Origin of the sequence: Marinomonas sp. (genome assembly GCF_965225885.1) — a bacterium.
Lineage (GTDB): Bacteria > Pseudomonadota > Gammaproteobacteria > Pseudomonadales > Marinomonadaceae > Marinomonas.
This window is the reverse complement of the sequence record NZ_OZ245329.1, coordinates 2,979,226-3,000,901: the sequence shown is the minus strand read 5'-3', so window position 1 is coordinate 3,000,901 and position 21,676 is coordinate 2,979,226. Positions and strand designations below refer to the sequence as shown.

Below are 21,676 nucleotides of genomic sequence, written 5' to 3'. Positions count from 1 at the left end.
CAAACGAGAAATATGGAGAAGTAAATGAGTAGCTGGTTAGATAAATTTGTCCCTTCCATTGTGCGCAGTGAATCAAAGCGTAGTACAGGTTCAGTGCCTGAAGGCCTCTGGAAGAAGTGTCCAAAATGTGAAAATGTTCTATACCGTCCAGAATTAGAAAAAAACTTAGACGTTTGTCCAAAATGTAACCATCACCTTCGTGTTGGTGCTCGTCGTCGTTTGGATATTTTCTTGGACAAAGAAGGTCGCCACGAAATCGGTGCTCACCTTGAGCCTGAAGATAAATTAAAATTCAAAGACTCAAAACGTTATAAAGATCGTCTTGCAGACGCTCAAAAAGCAACCGGTGAAAAAGACGCCTTGGTTGCAATGCAGGGTGTTTTGAATGGTATGCCTGTTGTTGCGGTAGCGTTTGAATTTAGCTTTTTGGGCGGTTCTATGGGCGCAATTGTAGGTGAGCGTTTTATTCAGGCAGTTAATGTTTGCTTAGAAAAGCGTATTCCTCTTGTGTGTTTTTCTGCTAGTGGTGGCGCTCGTATGCAAGAAGCGCTTATTTCTTTGATGCAAATGGCAAAAACCAGCGCTGGTTTGGAGCGCATGAAGCAAGAAGGTATTCCTTATATTTCTGTTATGACTGATCCAGTTTTCGGTGGCGTCTCAGCTTCTTTGGCGATGTTGGGTGACTTGAACGTTGCTGAGCCAAATGCTTTGATCGGTTTTGCTGGCCCACGTGTTATTGAGCAAACTGTTCGTGAAAAATTGCCGGAAGGCTTCCAGCGTAGTGAGTTTTTGTTGGATAAAGGCGCGTTAGATATGATTATCAAACGTGATGAAATGCGTAATCGCCTTTTCAATATTCTGTCCTTGCTCACTGAAAATAAGGTTGCTTAATTAAATGACGCACACGTCATTAGATAGCTGGCTCTCATATATTGAGAGTCAGCATCCTTCTGAAATAGAGTTAGGTCTAGAAAGAGGGAATACGGTTTTAGCTCGTCTGAATTTATCTAGACCTAAGTACAAAGTGATCACAGTAGCAGGAACAAATGGTAAAGGCTCAACCTGTGCCATGTTGACCCAGTATTTGTGTTCGCAAAACTATTCTGTTGGTACCTATACCTCTCCTCATTTTCTTGCTTTTAACGAACGTATCGCATTGAACGACTCTCCTTGCAAGGATGATCTTATTTGTCGTGCTTTCGAAGTCGTTGAAGCGGCGCGAGAAGATATAAAGTTAACGTATTTCGAATTCAGTACGCTTGCCGCTTTGTGGATATTTGATCAATCGGAGTTGGATTATTGGGTGCTTGAGGTCGGATTGGGCGGTCGGTTGGATTCGGTGAATATGATTGATACCGACGTCGCTGTTGTTACCTCTATTTCTTTAGATCACATTGATTGGCTAGGTGATAACTTAGATATTATTGCTCGAGAAAAATCTGGTATTGCGAGAAAAGATAAGCTTTTCATTAGTGGTGTTGTTAATCCTCCTGCTACCATTGCGAGCACAGCATTAGAGGTGGGGGCGCATTTACGTCAAAAAGGTCATGATTTTCATTTTGAGTTAGATCAAAATTCCTGGTCATGGTCTGGGAATGATGTTCAGTTTGAAAACTTGCCTGTTCCATCTTTACCTCTACAAAACGCGGCGACTGTTATTGCTGTGTTAGTGTATATGGGCCTTTCTCCTACACATGCAAATCTGGTTGCTTTATTCAGCCGTGCGCAACTAATGGGCCGTTTTCAGCAAGTGGCAACGTCTCCAGATGTTTATATTGATGTTGCACATAATCCTGAAGCGGCTATTGAGCTGGCTCATCGTATAAGCCGTTTACCACATAAGCCAATTGCAGTTTGTGGTATGTTGAAAGACAAAGACATTGCGAGTGTCATGACGAATCTTGCAGGTAGCTTTTCTGCTTGGTTTTGCAGTGATTTAGCTGGACCAAGGGGAGCAAAGGCCGATGAGCTTGTTAAGCATATTTTAAATAGCTCGCCAGGTCTCGTTTCAAGCACAAATGCTTTTCAGTCTGTTAATGATGCTTTTGGTGCTGCCTTAGCGAAAGCTCAAGAGGAGCAGCGTTCAGTGGTTGTTTTCGGTTCCTTTGTCACTGTCTCGGATTTTTTGGCGCTTAATCAATCAAAAGAGTGATTTATGATAGATAGAACCATTACATACAGACTTATTGGTGCCGGTATTATGGTGTTATCGGCGGCAATAATATTGCCTTTGATTTTAGATGGTGAACGTCCAACAGAACTGGATGTTCAAGTTCAAGTCACTACACCTCCTGCGTTTCCAGCTGTTGAAATCGCTCCGGTTCAGCCAGTTGATAGTTTACCTGTTACACAGTCAATTGGAGATGATAAGGCAGTAGAAGATATTCGTTTGATTCCTATTCCTCAATCTGCGAAGGATGTTTCAAGCATTAGTAAAACAGAATCTACTGTTTCTGCTAAACCTGAAGTTAAATCAGAAGTAAAGCCTATCGTCAAAGAATCTGTTGAAAAAGCGGCATCAGTGCCAGTTGCTGACCGTTGGGTGCTACAGATTGCGACCTTTAAAAGCAAAGAAAATGCTATTCGCTTGGTCGAGAGGCTTAAAAAGGCAAATTACGATGCCTATAGTTTGACGACCAATTCGCTTTATAAAGTGTATGTTGGTCCTGAGTTTAAACGAGAAACCTCTGAAAAAATGCGTGATGAGATTAAGAAAAAATTTAGCTTAAATGGAATTGTTGTTAAATATTCAGTGAATTAGTTCGAGGTTTGATGTCTCGGTATTTGGAAAATATCAGGCATCTGTTAAACTTCGCGGCGAATTTTAGAGGTATCAATGGAGCAAGTAAGTTCAATGTCGACAATTGATTGGTTGATTATTGCAGTCGTGATTCTTTCTACTCTTTTGAGTTTGAAAAGGGGCTTCGTTAAAGAGGTGTTATCACTGCTAACTTGGGTGATTGCTTTTGTGGTATCCGTTAAGTTTTCTGATCAAATGCAAGCATTGCTTCTTGATCAGGTCCAAAATGACCAAATTCGCTATATCGTTTCTTTCGTTTCTCTATTTATAGCAACGTTAGTGGTCGGAGCGCTGGTTAGTTTTTTGCTGGGTTCTCTGATTCAAGTAACTGGCTTATCTAGTACTGATAGAGTATTAGGCATGCTATTCGGCTTTGCTCGTGGCAGCTTGATTGTGGTGGCTTTTGTTTCATTATTAAGCTTGAGTCCAGCGATAGAAAAAACCGAGTTTTGGAAAACTTCTCAATTGATCCCTCAATTGGGTCAGTTGAATGACTGGACGCGTGATATGTTAGGCAAGAGCTCGAATCTTATGGATTCGACTCTCATTGACCGCGCCCTTGGAAATTAGTTGCTCAATGTAGCAGCCAAATAGATAAAGAACCTTTGCGACGTTTGTCGCAATTCCCCAACACGAGGATCTAGAACATGTGTGGTATCGTTGGTGTCGTAGGCACGTCTGTGGTTAACCAAGCAATTTTTGATGCGTTAACCCTTCTTCAGCATCGTGGGCAAGATGCTGCGGGTATGGTGACAAGCCATAACGGGCGATTATGTTTACGCAAAGACAATGGTCCGGTGAGTGAAGTATTTCGCACTCGTCATATGAAAAAACTACACGGTAACATAGGTATCGGACATGTCCGTTATCCAACGGCAGGAACTTCTAGTTCAGCAGAAGCTCAGCCTTTCTATGTTAACTCTCCCTACGGCATTTCACTTGCACACAATGGTAACTTAACGAATACCGCTAAACTGAAACAAGAAGTCTTTGAGTCTGACCTACGTCATATCAATACAACTTCTGACTCGGAAGTGTTGGTGAACGTATTGGCTCACGAACTTCATCAAGAAGGTAAGTTTGTGCCAACACCTGAAGATATCTTTAATGCGCTTGAACGCGTTTATAAGCGTATTGAAGGTGGTTATGCGGTGGTTACCTTGATCACTGGTTATGGAATTTTGGCTTTCCGTGATCCAGATGGTATCCGTCCATTGATTTATGGTTCTCGTCAAACAGATGGGGGCGTTGAATATATGGTCGCTTCTGAAAGTGTGGCGCTTGATGCGGCCGGTTTCAAAATAGAGCGCGATATTAAGCCAGGCGAAGCCATCTTTTTTGACCTAAACCATAACGTTCATGTGCGTCAATGCACACCGAAAAAAGTAGCGCGTCCTTGTTTGTTTGAATATGTGTACTTTGCTCGTCCAGATACGGTTATTGACAGCATCTCTGTATACAAAGCACGTATCAACATGGGTGATCGTCTTGCAGCAAAAATCCAGCGGGAATGGAAAGATCACGATATAGATGTGGTTATCCCAATTCCAGATACCAGCCGAACAGCGGCATTGCAAATTGCACAAGCATTAAATATTCCGTTCCGTGAAGGTTTGGTCAAAAACCGTTATATCGGCCGTACATTTATCATGCCGGGTCAGGCTGTGCGTAAAAAATCTGTACGTCAGAAACTAAACCCTGTGCCTTTTGAGTTTAAAGATAAAACGGTATTACTTGTTGATGACTCCATTGTTCGTGGTACGACGAGTAAAGAAATTATCGAAATGGCAAGAGAAGCGGGCGCAAAGAAAGTATACATCGCATCCGCTGCGCCAGAAGTTCGTTACCCGAATGTTTATGGAATTGACATGCCGGCGGCAAAAGAGCTTATTGCGCATGGTCGTAATGTCGATGAAATCTGCGAGTTAATTGGTGCGGATAAATTGATCTTCCAAGATTTGCAAGATTTGATCGATGCATGTATCGATGAAAAGCATTCAGATGTGCGTGAATTCGATACGTCTGTGTTTGATGCAAAGTACATTACAGGCAATATTGATGCGGCTTACTTAGCAGGCATTGAAGGCGCGCGTAATGATTTAAATAAAGCGGCGATTGAAGACCAAGAAGCTAGCGATATGATGCACCCTATGTAATATTTGCATTTATCTCGTGACGGATAAAACTAAGCCAGGTCACGCCTGGCTTAGTTGTTTTTGGGAAATGATTTTTTGAAGAATGGCTTGGAGTGAAGTAATGGCTGATTATAAAGACGCAACGAATGCGATTCGTGCAGGTATTCGTCAAACGCAAGAGCAAGAAAACAGCGAAGCCATTTTTATGACCTCGAGCTTTGCGTATGGCAGTGCAGAAGAGGCGGCAGGAAAGTTTTCTGGCGAAGAGGAAGGCAATGTTTATTCTCGTTTTACCAATCCAACGGTTGAGTTGTTCGAAAAGCGCTTAGCAACCTTAGAGAAAGGTGAAGCGGCTATCGCGACAAGTTCTGGTATGGCGGCGTTAATGACGCTGGCATACAGTTTGTTAAGTGCTGGTGATCGTGTTGTTTGTTCACGCAATATCTTTGGTTCTACAGTTAAATTCTTTAATACTTATACAACCAAGTTTGGTGTCGAAGTACTTTATGTCGATGCGACAGATTACGCTGCTTGGGAAGAGGCGATTAACGAAAATACGCGTTTTTGTTATTTCGAAACGCCGTCTAATCCACTTTATGAAGTGGTTGATGTCGCTCGTGTGGCAGCATTGGCTCACGCTAAAGGAGCTCTGCTGTGTGTCGATACCGTTTTGGCTACGCCAGCGTTGCAGAATCCTTTGACGCAAGGCGCTGACATTGTTATGCAGTCAGCGACTAAGTTTATTGATGGTCAAGGTCGTTGTTTGGGTGGGGCTTTAATTGCCAGCCAAGACATCGTCGATGTTTTCACTGCCTTTATGCGCAGTGCTGGTCCATGCATGAGCCCATTTAATGCCTGGGTGTTATTGAATGGCCTTGAGACTTTGTCTTTACGTATGACGGCGCATTCGGCTAATGCCATGAAGCTGGCGACATTTTTAGAAACGCATTCTAAAGTGCTTAAAGTAAATTACGGTGGATTACCAAGCCATAAATATCATGAACTGGCAAAACAGCAGCAAAAAGACTTTGGTGGTTTGTTGTCGTTTGAAGTGGAAGGTGGTCGCAAGGCTGCTTGGGCTGTTATTAATGCCACGAAATTGATGTCTATTACTGGTAACTTGGGAGATACCAAGACCTTGGTTACTCATCCAGCTACTACGACTCATGGTCGATTAACAGACGATGAAAAAGCCAAAGCGGGCATTACGGAAGGTTTAATTCGTGTATCTGTTGGGTTAGAAGACATTGACGATATCATTGCTGATATTGAGCAGGCGCTAGCCGCTCTGTAGTTTTTTACAGCACTTTCATCTCTAGTATTTGCTAAATAAAGCCAGCGCACATTTCATCTGCGCTGGCTTTATTACTATTTAGTCAGGACTTCGTAGACGCGGACGATAACGTAGCTTTCGTCGGGTGCTGCATCAACCGTTCCTACAAATTGGCTTTTATTTAGCCAATCGTATTTACCAATCGGGGCTTGGAAAGTTGGATTGGTAGCAATGTACCAATCTTGCACTGGTGTTCCACCACCAGCTGGATCCATGGCTATACCGCGATTGTCGACAACAATGTTTGTTCCGTCATCTGTGGTAATGGAATAAAGCGCAAACAGTTCCCATACACCATCATGGCGCTCTAATTGCCAATCAGCACCTCCTGCACGAACGGTTGCTTTAAATCCGTTTTTACCATGAAATTCACCGCCAGTAATGGGAGCAATGCCTCGGTAGCCTTTGTCAGACTTACCAATTTCAACGTATTTATCTAAATCGACAATCCCTTCTAATACTAACTTATTGGTTGGCACGGTGATTTTTGGGGGCCATGATCCAAGTTCAGGTCTGACAACTTCTGCTGCTACAACAGAGATCGCCGAACAAGTTAATAACATTGCGACTGCGACTTTAGTTATTCTGGTGAATTTTTTCATTTTATGTTCCTCGTTTCCTTTGTGATTATTTTTTTAGTTAGCCTTTTAATGTATCAATTATATTGTTTGATACATCTCCCAAATAGGATATGCCAATTTGGTTTGTCTCGTGTCTATGCGGAGTAGGTGTGTTAGTAATGGCGGTTTGTAAAAAGAAATTAAAGGGTTAAAAAACCACAGAAGCAAATGTTACCTCTGTGGTTTTTTTTGATTAGTTTAGCTTTGTTTTAGATAGACTTTCTTATTCTGCAGCTATTTGCTCTGTTGTTTCTTCGAGTTCTGCTCGCTGCTTTCGTTCTTTACGGCGATAGCCTAAAACCAATAAACAAGGCGTTAGAATAAGTGTTAATGGCGTTGCAAAGGTGAGGCCACCAGCAATGGCAGTGGATAATTGTGTCCACCACTGAGCCGATGGAGCACCGATACTGAAGGATTGGTGAATCAGATCAATATTAAATTGAAACACCATCGGCACCAAGCCAAGAATGGTCGTAATGGTGGTTAGCATAACCGGTCTTAGACGCTGAACGCCTGTTCTGATCGCAGCTTCACGCACCATCATGCCTTGTTTACGTAAGCCATTGAAGGTGTCGATTAGAACGATATTATTGTTTACAACAATGCCAGCCAAGGCGATAACGCCAACCCCGCTCATTACAATGCCAAATGGCTGCCCTTTTACCATTAGGCCAATGAATACGCCCATGGTCGAAAATATTACAGCACTTAAAATCAATAGACACTGGAAGAAGTTATTAAACTGAGTCACCAGAATGATCGCCATGATAAAGAAAGCGACACCGAAGGCCTTGATCAAAAAGACCATGGATTTTTGTTGGTCTTCTGTATTACCTCTAAATTCATAACTAACGGATTTGTCTATACCAGCAGCGTCCAGTTTCACTTTAATGGCTTTGATGACTTCATCAACCACTAATCCATCTTTAACGTCAGCATCAATTTTAATGGTTTTCTTGCCATCGGTTCTGTTTATCACACCTTGCTTTGGTGCTGCGTAGCGATGAATAAAATTGCTGGCTGGAATACTGCCTTGATTCGTTGAAATCTGTAGTTGATCCAATTGATCTAGGCTGCGTTGATTGACGGGATAGCGTAAAACGATATCAATTTTGTCATCCGCACCATCTGGTAAAAAGTCGCTCAATGTTATCCCAGTAGTGACCAGTTTTATTACATTGCCAAGACTGTTTACGTCGACGCCGTATCGGCTGGCTTCTTCGCGATTAATATCGATACGCCATTCAATACCTGCAAGAGATCTGTCATCGCTCACGGTTATAATTTCGTCTCGCAATAAAAGTTGTTTGCTGATTTCATCAGCGGCAATATTTAGTGCTTCAGAGTAGTTTGAGCTAAGTTGTAGCTGGATGTCGGCGCCTGATTGTGGGCCGCCTTGCTCTTTTTCGGCACTGATCTCAATGCCAGGGATTTGTTTGGTTCTTTCTCTTATTTGATCCAAAATGACGCCAGCGGAGTCGCGTTTGTACCAGTCAATAAATTCCATACTTATCGAACCAATACTGTCTGGTGCTGCATTATTGCCGGGTGTTGCATAAGTGGTTGCCACAACGCTTTTTAGTGCAGGTGTGCCGATGATCTGTTGCTCTACTTGTCTTACTAATGCGTCTTTTTCTTCCAGAGATAGGTCTCCACGGGCGCGTATATCTAGATTCGCCGACTCTGGTTCAATATCAGGAAAAAACTCAACACCTTTGCCGAATTTGCCATAACTAGCAAAAATGCTGAAAAGTAGAATTATTGTGAACAGTAAAACCCAAACAGGGTACTCGACTAAACGAGTTAGTACTCGTCCATAGAAACCTGTAGGACCAGTAAGTTCGCTGAGATCGCCAGTTTCTGTGATGCGCAGCGCGCGCATGGTTTTGTCTGTGTAGGCGCCTTTTTTGCCAATAATAGAGCCGATGGTTGGCAATACAATTAATGCCATCACCAAAGATGAAGCCAGTGTGGCTATGATGGTAATAGGCATGAATTGCATGAATTCTCCGACTATGTCGGGCCAAAATAACAAGGGCATGAAAACCGCTAACGTCGTAGCGGTAGAGGCGGTAATTGGCCACGCCATGCGTTTTGCGGCTTCACTGTAAGCTTGCCGCTTCGACGCGCCTTCCGCTAATTTTCGATCGGCATATTCAGTCACAACGATCGCTCCGTCTACCAGCATGCCGACACTGAGTATCAAAGCGAATAGCACCACCATGTTGATGGTGTAGCCTTGCAAATCGAGAATTAAAATCCCTGACAGGAAGGCTCCGGGAATAGCTAAGCCGACTAAGAAAGCACTTCGTACTCCAAGAGCCCAGACGATGACTATCATTACCAACAAGGTTGCCGCTAAAACGTTATTGAATAGGTCGTTTAGAGAGGTTTCAATGTCGGTTGATTTGTCGCCAGTTAGGTTGTATTCGATGCCATCTGGCCATTGTTCACTCTCGCTTTTCACAACGGCTTTAACGGCTTCAATGGTGTTGATAATATTCACGCCGACACGTTTGGAAACGGCAAGTGTAATGCTGCGCTTGCCTTCTACACGTGCGTAACTCGTTGGGTCTTCGAAGGTTAGTTCGCCTGTTGCGATATCACCTAATAAAACAACTTGATCGCCATCGGCTTTAATTGGGAGATTAAGAATGTCTTCTTTGGTTTTGAGCAGCCCTGGAACTTTCAATGAAAAACGCCCAGCGCCTGTATCTAAATTACCTGCTGCAACCAATCGATTGTTGCCAGAGACAAAGTTAGCAACATCGACCAAAGAAAGATTGTACGACTCTAACTGTTCAGGACGAATGATGATCTGCGCTTGTTGATCTCGGTCGCCACTTATTTTTGCTTCTAAAACACCATCAACTGCTTCAATAGAATCCTGTAGGTTTTTTGCCGTGCGACTAAGAGTAGCGAAACTGACATTGCCTGATAAATTGACTCGCAAAACAGGGAAGGTCGAGAGGTTAATTTCTGTGACGGTGGGTTCGTCGGCATCGTCAGGTAATTCACTCTTTGCTCGGTCTACTTTATCTTTGGCATCACTAATAGCCTGATCAATATCTACGCCAGACTCAAATTCCAGCATGATAGAGGCATGACCTTCAGAGGCGGTCGATTTAAGTTCTTTTAAACCTTCTAGCCCTTTAAGCTCTTTTTCTAGAGGATGAACTAATAAACTGTCTGCATCTTCTGGCGAGATACCTTTCAGTGAAACAGAAACATAAGCCATCGGAATAGTGATGTCAGGGTCGCTTTCTTTGGCGATTTCGATATAAGAAACCGTCCCCATTATCAGTATGAGTACGAAAAACATCATTACGGTACGAGAGCGAGCTAAGGCCGCCTCAATCAATGTTTGCATATTGAGCCTCCTTAGTTTTGGTAGTGAGCTTCAACTTTATCGCCTGCAGACACAAAACCTTGTCCGACGGTAATAATGTTCACATTATCGGGAAGGCCGAGCACCCAAACTTGATCGCGTTCTGATTTGATAATGTCAACCGGTGATACAACGACAGTGTTGTCTATGCTGATGGTTTTTATAGCGGTTCTGCCTGAGTCATCTAAGGTGAGAAGTGCTGGAGAAAAAGCGTGAGCTCTTTGTTTATCTAACACAAAGTCAACAGCAGCCGTTAACCCAGCAGGGATGGCATTATCTGGATTATCTACCTGCATTTCGACACTAATAGTTCGGCTGGATTCGTTAGCGGTTGTGCTGATATAAGAAACAAAGCCTTCTGCCTCATAGCCAGATTCGAGCTTAATATTACCTTGGGTGCCAAGTTTGATGAGCTGAATTTTATTCTGCGGAATATTTACATTCACTTTTATTGGATTCACAGAAACCAAATTGCCAACAACAGCGCCAGCCGCTAATACTTGCCCTTCTTGAACATCTAATGTGTTCAAAATACCAGAGAAGGGAGCGGTTAAGTTCGCATTTTCTAAATCAACTTGTAATGCTTTTTCGGCTGCTTTCGCTGAAGCAAGATCCGTTTCTGCTTGGGCTAGATTGACTTTTGATGTCAAATTGCCGGCATTCAATTTTCTGATACCATCGAGTTCAAGCTGCTTTTGTTTAACCAATAAGCCTGCTTGTTCTATTTGTGCTTTTAGTGTCCGAGTGTCTATTTGTAGAATGGAACTGCCTTTTTTAACAAAACGGCCTTTTTCTATTGGTAGTTTTGTAATACGTCCGGGGTAACTATTTACAAGCTGCAGGGTTTCATCCGCTAAGGTCTTTCCACTTAATGGTAAGTGCATTTCAATGGTTTTAGTAATTAAGGTTTTGGCTTGTACTGGATAAGCTAGTTTGCTTTCCGTTGTTTGTGAGGAAACGGTATTCTCATTGGTTTTTTTGCCTGTTGGGCTAACCGTAACGCCATTACCTCCTGCAAACATCCAGGTTACGGTTGCGATGGCAACGACCACAGCTGTAATTGGCCCTACCTTGCTTTTAAGCTCCATTCGAGACTCCGAGAAATATAAAAATTATCGTTATGTTGGGGTTAGTATATTCGTAATATAATAAGGGAGAAAGTGTTTTTGATTAAAGATTGTGCACACAATAGCAAGATAAAATCGCTATTTTGTGACCAAAGTTGCTGAAAATGTTTCTTGTAGAGAAAAATTCGTTTCTTTTTTGATGTCTAGTCACGTCTATTTGCTGAACCTTCGCTTAGAAGGATGATACTATACCGCCACAAAATTTTTACTTTATATGGATAGATATGAGTCTATTGTCGTTAGAACAGATCAGTGTTGCTTTTGGGCATAATCCACTGCTGTCAAAAATCAGTTTTTCAGCAGAAGCTGGAGAACGTGTTGCAATAATCGGTCGTAATGGTGCGGGTAAGTCGACACTGTTAAAAGTTATTTCAGGTGAGCAAGTTGCCGATGAAGGCATGGTTCGTCTAGAAGGTGGCATGACCATTGGACAGTTACCACAAGAACTGCCGGATGCGAATGAGAAAACCGTTCGTGAGGTCGTAAGTGAAGGTGCTGGTGAAGCGCATTCACTAATGTCGCGTTACTTTAAGCTATTAGAAGATTTCGAGAATGACCATTCAAATGAATTAGGTGACATTCAGACCGAATTAGATCGAATACAAGGTTGGGATCTAGAACAACGCGTAAATCACATGATTCAGCGTTTGGCTTTGCCAGCTGACAAATTGATGTCCGAGCTTTCTGGTGGTTGGCGTCGTCGTGTTATTTTGGCGCAAGCGCTAATTTCCAACCCAGATGTCTTGTTACTAGATGAGCCGACTAACCATTTGGACGTTCCAACCATCGAATGGATGGAACAACAGCTTCAGCAATTCCGTGGTTTGATCTTGTTTATTACCCATGACCGTCGTTTCTTAGAAAAATTGGCCAACCGCATCATCGAATTAGATCGCGGTAATTTGATTTCCTTTAGCGGTAACATTACCGCTTTCCTTGCCTTCAAAGAAAAAATGCTTGAAGAAGAGGAGCGCGCAAACGCCTTGTTCGACAAACGTTTGGCTGAAGAGGAAGTGTGGATTCGTCAGGGCATTAAAGCCCGTCGTACCCGTAATGAAGGCCGAGTTCGTGCTTTGAAAGCCTTACGTGAAGAACGTTCTGAACGTATTAATCGCCAAGGCAATGCTAAAATGGCGATTGAGACCAAAGATAAGTCTGGCAAGCTGGTGGCGGAATTTACACAAGTCGGTCACTCTTTTGAAGACAAGGTGATCCTGCAACCAATGGATTTTGTAGTGAATCGCGGCGACCGAATTGGTCTGATTGGTCCAAATGGTTGTGGTAAAAGTACCTTCCTTAAAATTCTTTTGGGAGATCTGGAGCCAGAGACAGGTTCTGTTCGTCAAGGTACGAAGCTGAATGTTGCGTATTTCGATCAGCTACGTGAACAACTTGACCCAGAACAAACCGTTGCTGAAAACGTTGGCGAAGGCAAAGACGTTATCGAAATCAATGGTCAGAACAAACACGTTATTGGCTATCTTGGCGATTTTCTTTTCCCACCTGAGCGTGCTCGTACTCCAGTAAAAGCTTTGTCTGGTGGTGAGCGAAATCGTGTATTACTGGCGAAATTGTTTACTCGCCCAGCCAACCTTTTGATCATGGATGAGCCAACCAACGACCTCGATGTAGAAACATTGGAACTGCTTGAAGAGCTACTAATGAACTACGATGGCACCTTGTTATTGGTAAGTCATGACCGTGCTTTCCTCGATAACGTCGTGACCAGCGTGATTGCTTTTGAAGGCGAAGGTCGAGTGAAAGAATACGTGGGCGGCTATCAAGATTGGATTCGTCAAGGTGGTAAATTCCCAACGGAATCTACTTCTCAAACTGACGACGCGCCAAGCAAAAAAGAAAAAGCCAAAGCAGAAGCGAAAAAAGCGGAAGAGGTTAGCCAGAAATCTACTGTGCAAGCCAAACCGAAGGCCAAATTAAGCTACAAAATTCAGCGTGAATTTGATGATATGCCAGCGACCATTGCGAAGTTGGAAGAAGAAATTGCGGCTTTACATGTAACAACCAGCGCACCAGAATTTTATGCTGGTGATGCGGATAAAGTTCAAAAAACCTTGGCAAAGCTAGCGCATAAAGAAGAAGAGCTTGAAACAACCATGGAGCGTTGGTTAGAGCTTGAAGAGATGCAAAACGGATAAACTGCGCAAAACGGGTAAATTATGACGAATAAAGTAAAACCAGTTTCATTTGTACCGCGCTTTTTTGGCGCATTTGGTCAGTTTTTTAAATACATGGCGAGCGGCGATTACGCCGCTCGCTGCCAAACTGTTGGTCAAGGCGAGCAATTTGCCTTTGAAGTTGAACCGAAAGTTATCACAGAAGAAGTTGAAGTGATTCGTGAAATCGAAGTCGCTGCGCCAGTGTTGGACACAGTTAACGCTGACGGTGCACATCAGTTACTGCAACTGTTGCAACAAGAAGCCCGCTTTATCGACTTCATCCAAGAAAGCATCGATGATTACAGCGATGCCGACGTGGGTGCAGCCTCTCGCCAAATCCACGCGGGTTGTGCGAAAGTATTAAAACAACACTTTACTATTGATGTGGTGTCTAGCGCCGTAGTGAACACCGCCACGGAAAATAGCCGTGTAGAAGTACCATCTGGTTACGATGCAAAACAGATCAAGCTAGAAGGTCGAGTGGAAGGCGATGGCCCATATTCTGGCACGCTGATTCATCCCGGTTGGAAAGTGACAGAAACGCGTCTGCCAAAAGTAACCAATACTGAAAGCCTGAATATTCTAGCGCCAGCTGAAATCGAGGTATAACTCATGAGTCAATATTTCATCGGTATCGATTTAGGTACCACGCATTCGGCTGTCTATTATTCGCCATCTAATCAAGCTGAAGCAGAAACGAATCAAGTAGGGAGTATTCAACAATTGGCCATTCCGCAGTTTATTGCGGCAGGCCAAGTTGATGCTCGTCCTTTGTTACCCTCGTTTGTGTATTTTCCCCACAATACCGAATTCTTAGAAAGCGATCTGCAATTGCCTTGGGGCAAAGCGCCTTCGATTGTGGGTCAGCTGGCTCGTGAATTGGGCGCAAAATCTTCTGGTCGATTGGTGCAAAGCGCTAAGAGCTGGTTGTGCCATTCTCGCGTCAGTGCTGATGAAGCGGTTTTGCCGGTGGATGCGCTGGATGAAGTGGAAAAAGTGTCTCCAGCGCAAGTTGCGGAAACCTTGCTAGCGCATTTAGTCAGTGCGTGGACAAACCAATTTCCGAATGCGCCGATTGCTGAGCAAACCGTAGTCATCACAGTGCCTGCCTCATTTGATCCCGCAGCTCGCGCTATCACCGAGCAAGCAGCGGAAAAAGTTGGCTTACGTGCGCGTTTAATCGAAGAGCCATTAGCGGCGTTTTACGCATGGTTGAGCGATCAGCAAAACTGGGCTGATAGCCTAGACGTTAATGAACATATTTTAGTGATCGACGTTGGTGGCGGCACGACGGATTTGTCGTTAATCCAAGCCGTCGAAAAAGAGGGCGCCCTTGGTTTAGAACGGGTGGCGGTGGGTCGTCATATCTTGCTTGGTGGCGATAACATGGATTTGACGCTGACCTATCATTTGGCGGCTCAATTAGCACAAAATGGCACCAACCTTGAGCCTTGGCAAATTAGCGGTTTAACGCAGGCGTGCCGAGAAGCAAAAGAGCGTTTGCTATCCAATGTTGATCTAGAGGAGGTGAGCGTTGTCGTTCCAAGTCGCGGCCGTAGTTTGTTTAATAACAGCATTAAAGCGACCTTGACGCAAAAGGATGTGCAGCAGCTTTTGATTGATGGTTTCTTCCCACAAGCAAAGTTAGGTGAGCAAGCTCAAAAATCAGCACGCAGTGGTTTTAGTGCGATCAATTTGGATTACGAAGGTGATCCAGCGATTACCCGCCACATTAGTGAGTTCTTAGCTCAACATGATGTGACGCCTACGAAGATTTTGTTAAATGGCGGTGTGTTTAACGCCAATGTGATTCGTAGCACCCTAGAAACTCGCTTAGCCGCTATGTTGTCTGATTCGTTGAACGGCAGAGAATTAACCATGCTGACGCCATCGCATTTGGATCATGCGGTTGCCAAAGGCGCGACTTACTATGCTCAAGTGCAAGCGGAAGGCGGTGTTAAAGTTAAAAGTGGTTTAGCGGCCAATTATTACATTGGTGTCGCTAGCCCAATGCCAGCGATTCCTGGCATGGCGCCTCCTGTCGATGCTATTTGTGTTGCACCTTTTGGTTTGGAGGAAGGCTCTGAAGAGCAAATGCTGCCGAATGAGTTTTCGCTTATCGTTGGCGAAAGCGTGACCTTCCGTTTTTTCCAATCAAAAAACAGCGAAGCGCAATCTGTAGGTAAAGTTATTGCGTCTTTTTCGGTTGCTCAACTCGATGAATTGAACCCTTTGTCGGTTCGTTTGGATGCAGGTCATTATCAAGCGGGTGACATGGTGCGAATATATTTAACCGCTCGTGTTACCGAGTTGGGATTGTTGCTATTGCAAGCACATGATACCCAATCTGACCTAAGTTGGACCATTGAGTTTCAAGTTAGGGAAGCGTAACCATGACACAGCCAGCTTTTCATTCTGCTTATCGAGTTGGGATTGATTTAGGGACGACCAACTGTGTCGTCTCTTACATTCCAATATCGGAGCATTCGACTTCAAATACGCCGACTTTGCTGCCCATTCCACAGGTGATGGCAGATGGTTCAGTGCTGGAATTTACGCATTTGCCGAGTGCCATTTATGTCTTGGCGTCGGATGAAATTGGAAAAATTGACCCAGTTTTACCTTGGCGTCATCATGATAAAGAACGAATCGTTGGCGTTGGGGCATTAGCGTTGGGCCAGCGTCGCGCTGGGCAGTTGGTACAAAGTGCGAAAAGCTGGTTGAGCCATCGTCAAGTTGATCGTCGCTCGGCGATCTTGCCTTGGGCGAGTGAGTTTCCTAAAAAGCTCAGCCCACTTGAGGCGAGTAAGATTCTCTTATTACACATTAAGCAGAGCTGGAATCATCGCTTTGCTGATGCACCGTTAGAATCTCAAACCATCGCGTTAACCTTGCCAGCATCGTTTGATGAAGAAGCGCGAGCATTAACCTTGGAAGCGGCTAAACAAGCAGGTCTAAACGATTTATATCTTCTAGAAGAGCCGCAAGCGGCTTGCTATCACTACATCAGTAATGATGAAAAACTTGCCACATTGGCCGATAAAAAAATGCTCTTGGTGGTCGATATTGGCGGTGGTACCAGTGACTTTAGTCTGGTTGCTATTCAGCCTACATCAGCCATGGCGAAGAGCGTTTCTCTTAAACGTATTGCCGTGGGTGAGCATCTGTTGCTTGGTGGCGATAACCTTGATCAAGCCTTGGCGTTTCAGTTAGATCCTAAACAAATTTCAGCGCTGTCAGCCACGCGCTTAGCGGCTTTAGTCCAGCAAACTCGTCAAGCCAAAGAAACCTTGTTAGGCGAAGACGCACCGGAATCCCTAAGTATTACCGTGCTTGGTGGTGGTAGTCGTTTAATCGGTGGCTCGCAAAAATTTGATGTGTCGAGAGAAGCCTTGCTGGAACAAATACGCAGCGGTTTTTTTCCTTTGGTTAATCAGGATGAAAAGGTGCAAAAGAGCGATTATGCCATGCACACCTTGGGCTTGCCTTATGAGTCTGATCCCGCTTTTACTCGCCATCTAGCGGCGTTTTTACAACAGCATAAAGCAGCTATTGAAGCCGCAACAGGCTCGCCTATGCCTGATGCTGTGTTGTTTAACGGTGGTCTGTTTAATAGTCCAGTTTTGAAATCACGTTTGTTCGAACAACTTAATGCTTGGTCTGCTGAGCCTATTCTTGCTTGTACCGCGGACGAACCTAATGATGCGGTTGCCAAAGGTGCGGCCATGTATTTAAACGCCTTAGCGGGCGAAAGTACGCGCATTGAAAGTGGTGTGGCGCACAGTTTGTATCTGAAAGTTGGCGAGGATCAATTCGTCGGCATCTTGCCAAAAGGTACTTTAAAAGGCGAAGTTATTCGTTTAGACCAAGAGTTCTTTGTCACTCTTGGTCAGCAAGTACAGTTTCCTTTGTATCGCTCCGATGATCATTTTGAATGTGTGGTTGGCAAGGTACGTGATCAAGATGGATTGAACTATATTTCTACCTTGATGACAGAGCTAGACGGTTCCAACGATTCCCAAGAAACGGCGGTAACCTTGTCAGTACAAATGACCGAAGTCGGCGTATTGCAAGTGCTGTTAAACGCCAACAATCAGAAAGACCAATGGCGTTTGGATTTTTCAACTCATGGCAGTTCATCACAAGAGTCAGAGCAAGCAGATGAAAGCGGCTTGTTGCATGCGAATATGGGTCAAGCGGAAGAGCATTTGGCGAAGTGTTTTTCTAGCGCAGGGCAAAAGCAAAATCCGGACTTGGTGAAATCCCTTAAGCAAGATTTGGATCAGTTGCTTGGCAATCGAGATAATTGGAATCTTGCTACTTCACGACGTTTGGTTGATAAGCTTTTAAGTCTTAAATCGGGTAGAACCAAAAGCGCTCAACATGAGCGTCAATGGTTGCAGCTGATGGGCTATTGTTTGCGCCCAGGTTTCGGTGCGGCGGATGATTTGGCTCGTGTTCAGCAAGTGGTAAATGCCACTAAAGCCGGTGCTCAGTTCGATACGGCGCCAGTTTGGGGGCAATATTGGACCTTGTATCGTCGTATTGCGGGTGGTTTATCTGCGGAACAGCAGACATATTTGTTTAAACAATTTAGCCAATATTATTCACCAACAGGACAGCGTTCACGAGACAAAATGAAAGCTCTGACCACTAAATCCAGCGACGATTTAATTCGTTTGGTTGGTGCGTTGGAGAGTTTGTCGAATGAAGACAAAGTCACCACGATTGATTGGTTATTGAAACGTTTGCAAAAGACTTCTGAGCCGGACACGGCTTGGTGGACAATAGGGCGAATTGCCTCTCGTCATCTATTATCTGGCAAGCAAGAGCAAAGAATTGCTGAAGACAAACTGCTTCCGATCCTAGAAGTTACTCTTAAAGAAGATTGGAAGAAGCGTAAGCAAGCAGGGCTAGCAGCCGTTCTAATGAGCCAAGTCAGTGTCGGCGAATCAGACAAGCTTATCGCTTTGCGCAAGAAAGTGGCCAATAAACTTAAAAAAGATAAATGCCCAGCCCAATGGCTTGAGCGTTTGGAAAGCCAAATTGAGATTAACAGCGACGAGCTTAATGCGTTAGTCGGGGAGAGTTTACCGATTGGATTGCGCTTGTAGCTTCGTAGCAAACAGATCTGATTTTCAGGTCTGTTTGTATCCTTGCTTTGTTAGCTTCTTACTCGTTTCATATTAATAAGAATAGGGCTGCCAGTCATCGGATCTGGAATTAGGTCGCATTCAACGCCATATAGCTCGCGCACAAGCTCTTTGGTCATCACGTCTTTTGGGCTACCTTGGGTGATGATCTCACCTTTTTTCATTGCAATAATATGATCAGAATAGCGGCAAGCGCTTGGTAAGTCATGAACGACCATGGCGAGGGTTTTGCCTTGTCTTGAAAGGTTTTGTATCAATTCAAATACTTCAATTTGGTGCCCTAAATCCAGTGCAGACGTAGGCTCATCCAACAATAGCAAAGGCGTTTCTTGGGCAATTGACATGGCGATCCAAGCACGTTGGCGTTGTCCGCCAGATAGCGTGTCTAGTAGTCGATCTTTCAGTCCTTGTAAATCCGCGGCATCTAAAGCGTAGTCAATCGCTTGCTGGTCATCCATCGCCCATTGTTTTAACAAACTTTGGTGTGGATGGCGGCCAAAACGAATTAATTCTTCGATGGTGATGCCGTCTGGCGCTAGCGTGTCTTGTGGTAATAATGCAAGCCGTCTTGCGACTTCTTTGGAAGGCAGAGAATGAATGTCTTTACCGTCTAACAGTACAATTCCAAAAGCGGGCGAGTGAACACGAGACAAACCATTTAATAGTGTTGATTTGCCACAGCCATTTGGCCCAACAATGGCCGTTACTTTTCCCTCGGGAAGCGAAACGTCTAGGTTTTCAATAATGCTGACTTTGCCGTGTTTAAGGGTCAGTTTGCTGGCACCAAGACGTGACTGGAAAGAGAGATCTGAAATTTTATCATTGTGAAGAGACGTCACCGTCATAATGAATTCCTTGAAGAGCGTCGAACGAGTATCCAAATTAAATAAGGCCCACCTATTACGGCAGTAACGATGCCAACAGGCAATTCAATTGGAGATAAAACAGTGCGGCCAAAAAGGTCCGCTAGAATCATCACTAAAGCACCGGTTAATGCTGAGCTGACTAATGGGATTCCACGATATCTAGCAAGAACGCGGGCAATCTCGGGGCCAACCAAGGCAACTAAGCCGACAGGGCCTGCCACGGCAACAGCCAGTCCGGTCAAGATAATACAAAGGGTAAGGGCGATGATTCTGATGTGTTTGATGTTCGCACCAAGGCCTGTGATCACTTGATCAGAAAAAGGCATAAGAGCAAATTGCGTAGAAAAAAACAGACAAGCAATAAGGCAAATGACAAGACTAGCGCCTAGCAAGTTGACCATAAGTGGCTCGCGAGCGCTTAAACTACCAACGGTCCAAGGGTAGGCGCTGTTTGCTACATCGATACTGACTTGGCTTAATAGCAACTGCGTCACGGCACCAGCAATCGCACCAATGCCAATACCCGCAACAATGAAGCGATACCCACGAGTACCACTGCCGCCAGCTAGGCCAAATGCTAAAGCCGTTGCTGTGGCAGCACCAGCTAATGCCATCGCCGATGGGGCTAATGAAATCCCAGTACCAACTATGGAAGACACAGCAAATGCCATGGCGGCATTATCTATTCCTATGATTCCGGGCGTAGCGAGTCTGTTGCGGGCCATGGTTTGCATCAGACAACCAGCCAAACTAAAAGCCGCACCAGTAAATAACCCAGCCAATAGTCGCGGTAAGCGTAAATCTTGCACGATAAATTGGCTCATGGCGTCGCCATGTCCAAATAACACGGCAATTACTTCTGTTGGTGATATCGGCATGGTGCCGGAACCAAGAGTAACTACACTGGCGCAAAATAACGCAATTAATAGCCATGTATTACGGATGACAGCTTGTTGCTCGATAAGTAAATGAGCATGTTCTCCGATGGAAAAAAGCCGATAACCTTGCGGTGTGGGGATTTCTTGCTTTGAGTCTGATATGACAAGGCTTTGATTATTCATAGTGTGGGGAGCCTACGAGACCGAACAATTAATAATAGTACTGGAGCGCCAACAACTGCCGTTAGAACGCCTAAAGGCATTTCTGCTGGCTGGGCAACAAGGCGAGAAATAACATCGGCGGTAATAACAATAATGGGGCCAAGCGGTAAACATAGCCATAAAGTGCGACGAATATCTGGCCCAACCAAAGCACGTGCAGTAAAGGGAACAACCAAACCGATAAAGGCCACAGGTCCTGCAATGGCGGTAGCGCCGCCAACCAGTAAGGCGACCGCAAAAATAACCACGCCACGAATTCGTTTTGGCTTGTGACCAAGTCCAATAGCAACCCGTTCACCAAGCGCCAAAGAGGCTAGTGGTTTGGCAGCGTAAAGAACGCAAAGTCCTGCTACTAGCATGGATGGCAAAACGGATAAAAGCGTATTGGTATCCCGACCAGCGACGCTCCCTGTTACCCAAAAGCGAATTTCGTCAGCGGCTCGTTGATCAAATAGCAGTAACAAAGACGTCACAGCGAGTAACAGGCTTGAAAGCGCCGCGCCAGCAAGCACTAATCGAATTGGGTCGTTTTGTTGTCCTTGCATGCGAGCAACGCCAAGTACACATAAACAGCCTAGCAAAGCACCAAACTGGGCAACACCAACCGTTAATGTTGCCGTACTGGCCCCGAGCACCAAAGTGATCGCAACGGCAAGAGAGCTGCCAGCGCTGACGCCCAGTAATCCCGGTTCTGCTAGCGGGTTACGGGCTACAGATTGCATCAGTGCGCCAGCAATGCCCAGCATTAAACCAATAAACAGGCCAATGACGGTTCTGGTTGCGCGTAAATGAAATACGGTAAATTCTGCGTCGGCTGAGCCGTTGCCTAATAAGGTTTGAAAAGATGCGGTAGGAGACAGACCTCCGGCTCCCAACAATAAGCTGAAAATACAGCAAAGCGTCAGCAAAATAAGCGCTGACACAAATACAGCAAACAAAGGCCGTTGAGCAGCCGGCAAACTAAACCAACTAATCAT

16 protein-coding genes are annotated in these 21,676 nt (G+C 44.6%); 10 read left to right on the top strand and 6 right to left on the bottom strand.

The window, feature by feature from the left end:
- Positions 1-24: 24 nt before the first annotated feature.
- From accD to ACO05V_RS14290, 6 genes are all read left to right on the top strand, one after another.
- A complete protein-coding gene (gene accD, locus ACO05V_RS14315) occupies positions 25-891 on the top strand; it encodes an acetyl-CoA carboxylase, carboxyltransferase subunit beta (RefSeq protein ID WP_421852734.1) in 867 nt (288 codons plus the stop codon).
- Between the two features lie 4 nt (positions 892-895).
- Positions 896-2,152 carry a bifunctional tetrahydrofolate synthase/dihydrofolate synthase gene (gene folC, locus ACO05V_RS14310; protein WP_421852731.1) on the top strand — a complete coding sequence of 419 codons (1,257 nt, stop codon included), beginning with the start codon at positions 896-898 and terminating at the stop codon, positions 2,150-2,152.
- A gap of 3 nt (positions 2,153-2,155) precedes the next feature.
- On the top strand, positions 2,156-2,761 hold the full coding sequence (locus ACO05V_RS14305; protein WP_421852728.1) for an SPOR domain-containing protein: 606 nt from the start codon (positions 2,156-2,158) through the stop codon (positions 2,759-2,761).
- Positions 2,762-2,854: 93 nt separating this feature from the next.
- Positions 2,855-3,370: a CvpA family protein gene (locus ACO05V_RS14300; protein ID WP_421852725.1), complete on the top strand. Its 516-nt coding sequence runs from the start codon at positions 2,855-2,857 to the stop codon at positions 3,368-3,370.
- A 77-nt stretch (positions 3,371-3,447) separates the two neighbouring features.
- Positions 3,448-4,956, top strand: a complete 1,509-nt coding sequence (gene purF, locus ACO05V_RS14295) for an amidophosphoribosyltransferase (RefSeq protein ID WP_421852722.1) — start codon at positions 3,448-3,450, stop codon at positions 4,954-4,956.
- A 100-nt stretch (positions 4,957-5,056) separates the two neighbouring features.
- Positions 5,057-6,229 carry an O-succinylhomoserine sulfhydrylase gene (locus ACO05V_RS14290; protein ID WP_421852719.1) on the top strand — a complete coding sequence of 391 codons (1,173 nt, stop codon included), beginning with the start codon at positions 5,057-5,059 and terminating at the stop codon, positions 6,227-6,229.
- Between the two features lie 74 nt (positions 6,230-6,303).
- Here ACO05V_RS14290 and ACO05V_RS14285 read toward each other — a convergent pair whose 3' ends face one another.
- The 3 genes from ACO05V_RS14285 to ACO05V_RS14275 all read right to left on the bottom strand — a co-directional run bounded on the left by ACO05V_RS14285 (position 6,304) and on the right by ACO05V_RS14275 (position 11,364).
- Positions 6,304-6,870 (bottom strand): DUF3237 family protein, encoded by a 567-nt coding sequence (locus ACO05V_RS14285; protein WP_421852716.1) that lies wholly within the window; start codon positions 6,868-6,870, stop codon positions 6,304-6,306.
- Between the two features lie 241 nt (positions 6,871-7,111).
- On the bottom strand, positions 7,112-10,258 hold the full coding sequence (locus ACO05V_RS14280; protein ID WP_421852713.1) for an efflux RND transporter permease subunit: 3,147 nt from the start codon (positions 10,256-10,258) through the stop codon (positions 7,112-7,114).
- Positions 10,259-10,269: 11 nt separating this feature from the next.
- Positions 10,270-11,364 (bottom strand): efflux RND transporter periplasmic adaptor subunit, encoded by a 1,095-nt coding sequence (locus ACO05V_RS14275; protein ID WP_421852710.1) that lies wholly within the window; start codon positions 11,362-11,364, stop codon positions 10,270-10,272.
- Between the two features lie 263 nt (positions 11,365-11,627).
- On the opposite strand from ACO05V_RS14275, the gene ACO05V_RS14270 reads away from it, so the two are divergent.
- From ACO05V_RS14270 to ACO05V_RS14255, 4 genes are read left to right on the top strand one after another with little or no spacing between them, the layout of a single operon-like run.
- Positions 11,628-13,559, top strand: a complete 1,932-nt coding sequence (locus ACO05V_RS14270; protein WP_421852707.1) for an ATP-binding cassette domain-containing protein — start codon at positions 11,628-11,630, stop codon at positions 13,557-13,559.
- A 21-nt stretch (positions 13,560-13,580) separates the two neighbouring features.
- Positions 13,581-14,189, top strand: coding sequence for a DUF2760 domain-containing protein (locus tag ACO05V_RS14265; RefSeq protein ID WP_421852703.1), 609 nt, complete (start codon positions 13,581-13,583; stop codon positions 14,187-14,189).
- 3 nt (positions 14,190-14,192) lie between these two features.
- Entirely contained in the window at positions 14,193-15,971 is a 1,779-nt protein-coding gene (locus tag ACO05V_RS14260) for an Hsp70 family protein (protein WP_421852700.1), read from the top strand.
- A 2-nt stretch (positions 15,972-15,973) separates the two neighbouring features.
- Positions 15,974-18,694 (top strand): Hsp70 family protein, encoded by a 2,721-nt coding sequence (locus ACO05V_RS14255; RefSeq protein ID WP_421852697.1) that lies wholly within the window; start codon positions 15,974-15,976, stop codon positions 18,692-18,694.
- A gap of 50 nt (positions 18,695-18,744) precedes the next feature.
- On the opposite strand, the gene ACO05V_RS14250 is transcribed toward ACO05V_RS14255, so the two are convergent.
- From ACO05V_RS14250 to ACO05V_RS14240, 3 genes are read right to left on the bottom strand one after another with little or no spacing between them, the layout of a single operon-like run.
- Positions 18,745-19,578, bottom strand: coding sequence for an ABC transporter ATP-binding protein (locus ACO05V_RS14250; protein ID WP_421852694.1), 834 nt, complete (start codon positions 19,576-19,578; stop codon positions 18,745-18,747).
- The gene (locus ACO05V_RS14245) at positions 19,575-20,660 is read right to left on the bottom strand and encodes a FecCD family ABC transporter permease (protein ID WP_421852692.1); all 1,086 of its coding nucleotides are present in this window, start codon (positions 20,658-20,660) and stop codon (positions 19,575-19,577) included. The genes ACO05V_RS14250 and ACO05V_RS14245 overlap by 4 nt, the downstream gene beginning before the upstream one ends.
- Positions 20,657-21,676, bottom strand: a complete 1,020-nt coding sequence (locus ACO05V_RS14240) for a FecCD family ABC transporter permease (protein WP_421852689.1) — start codon at positions 21,674-21,676, stop codon at positions 20,657-20,659. The genes ACO05V_RS14245 and ACO05V_RS14240 overlap by 4 nt, the downstream gene beginning before the upstream one ends.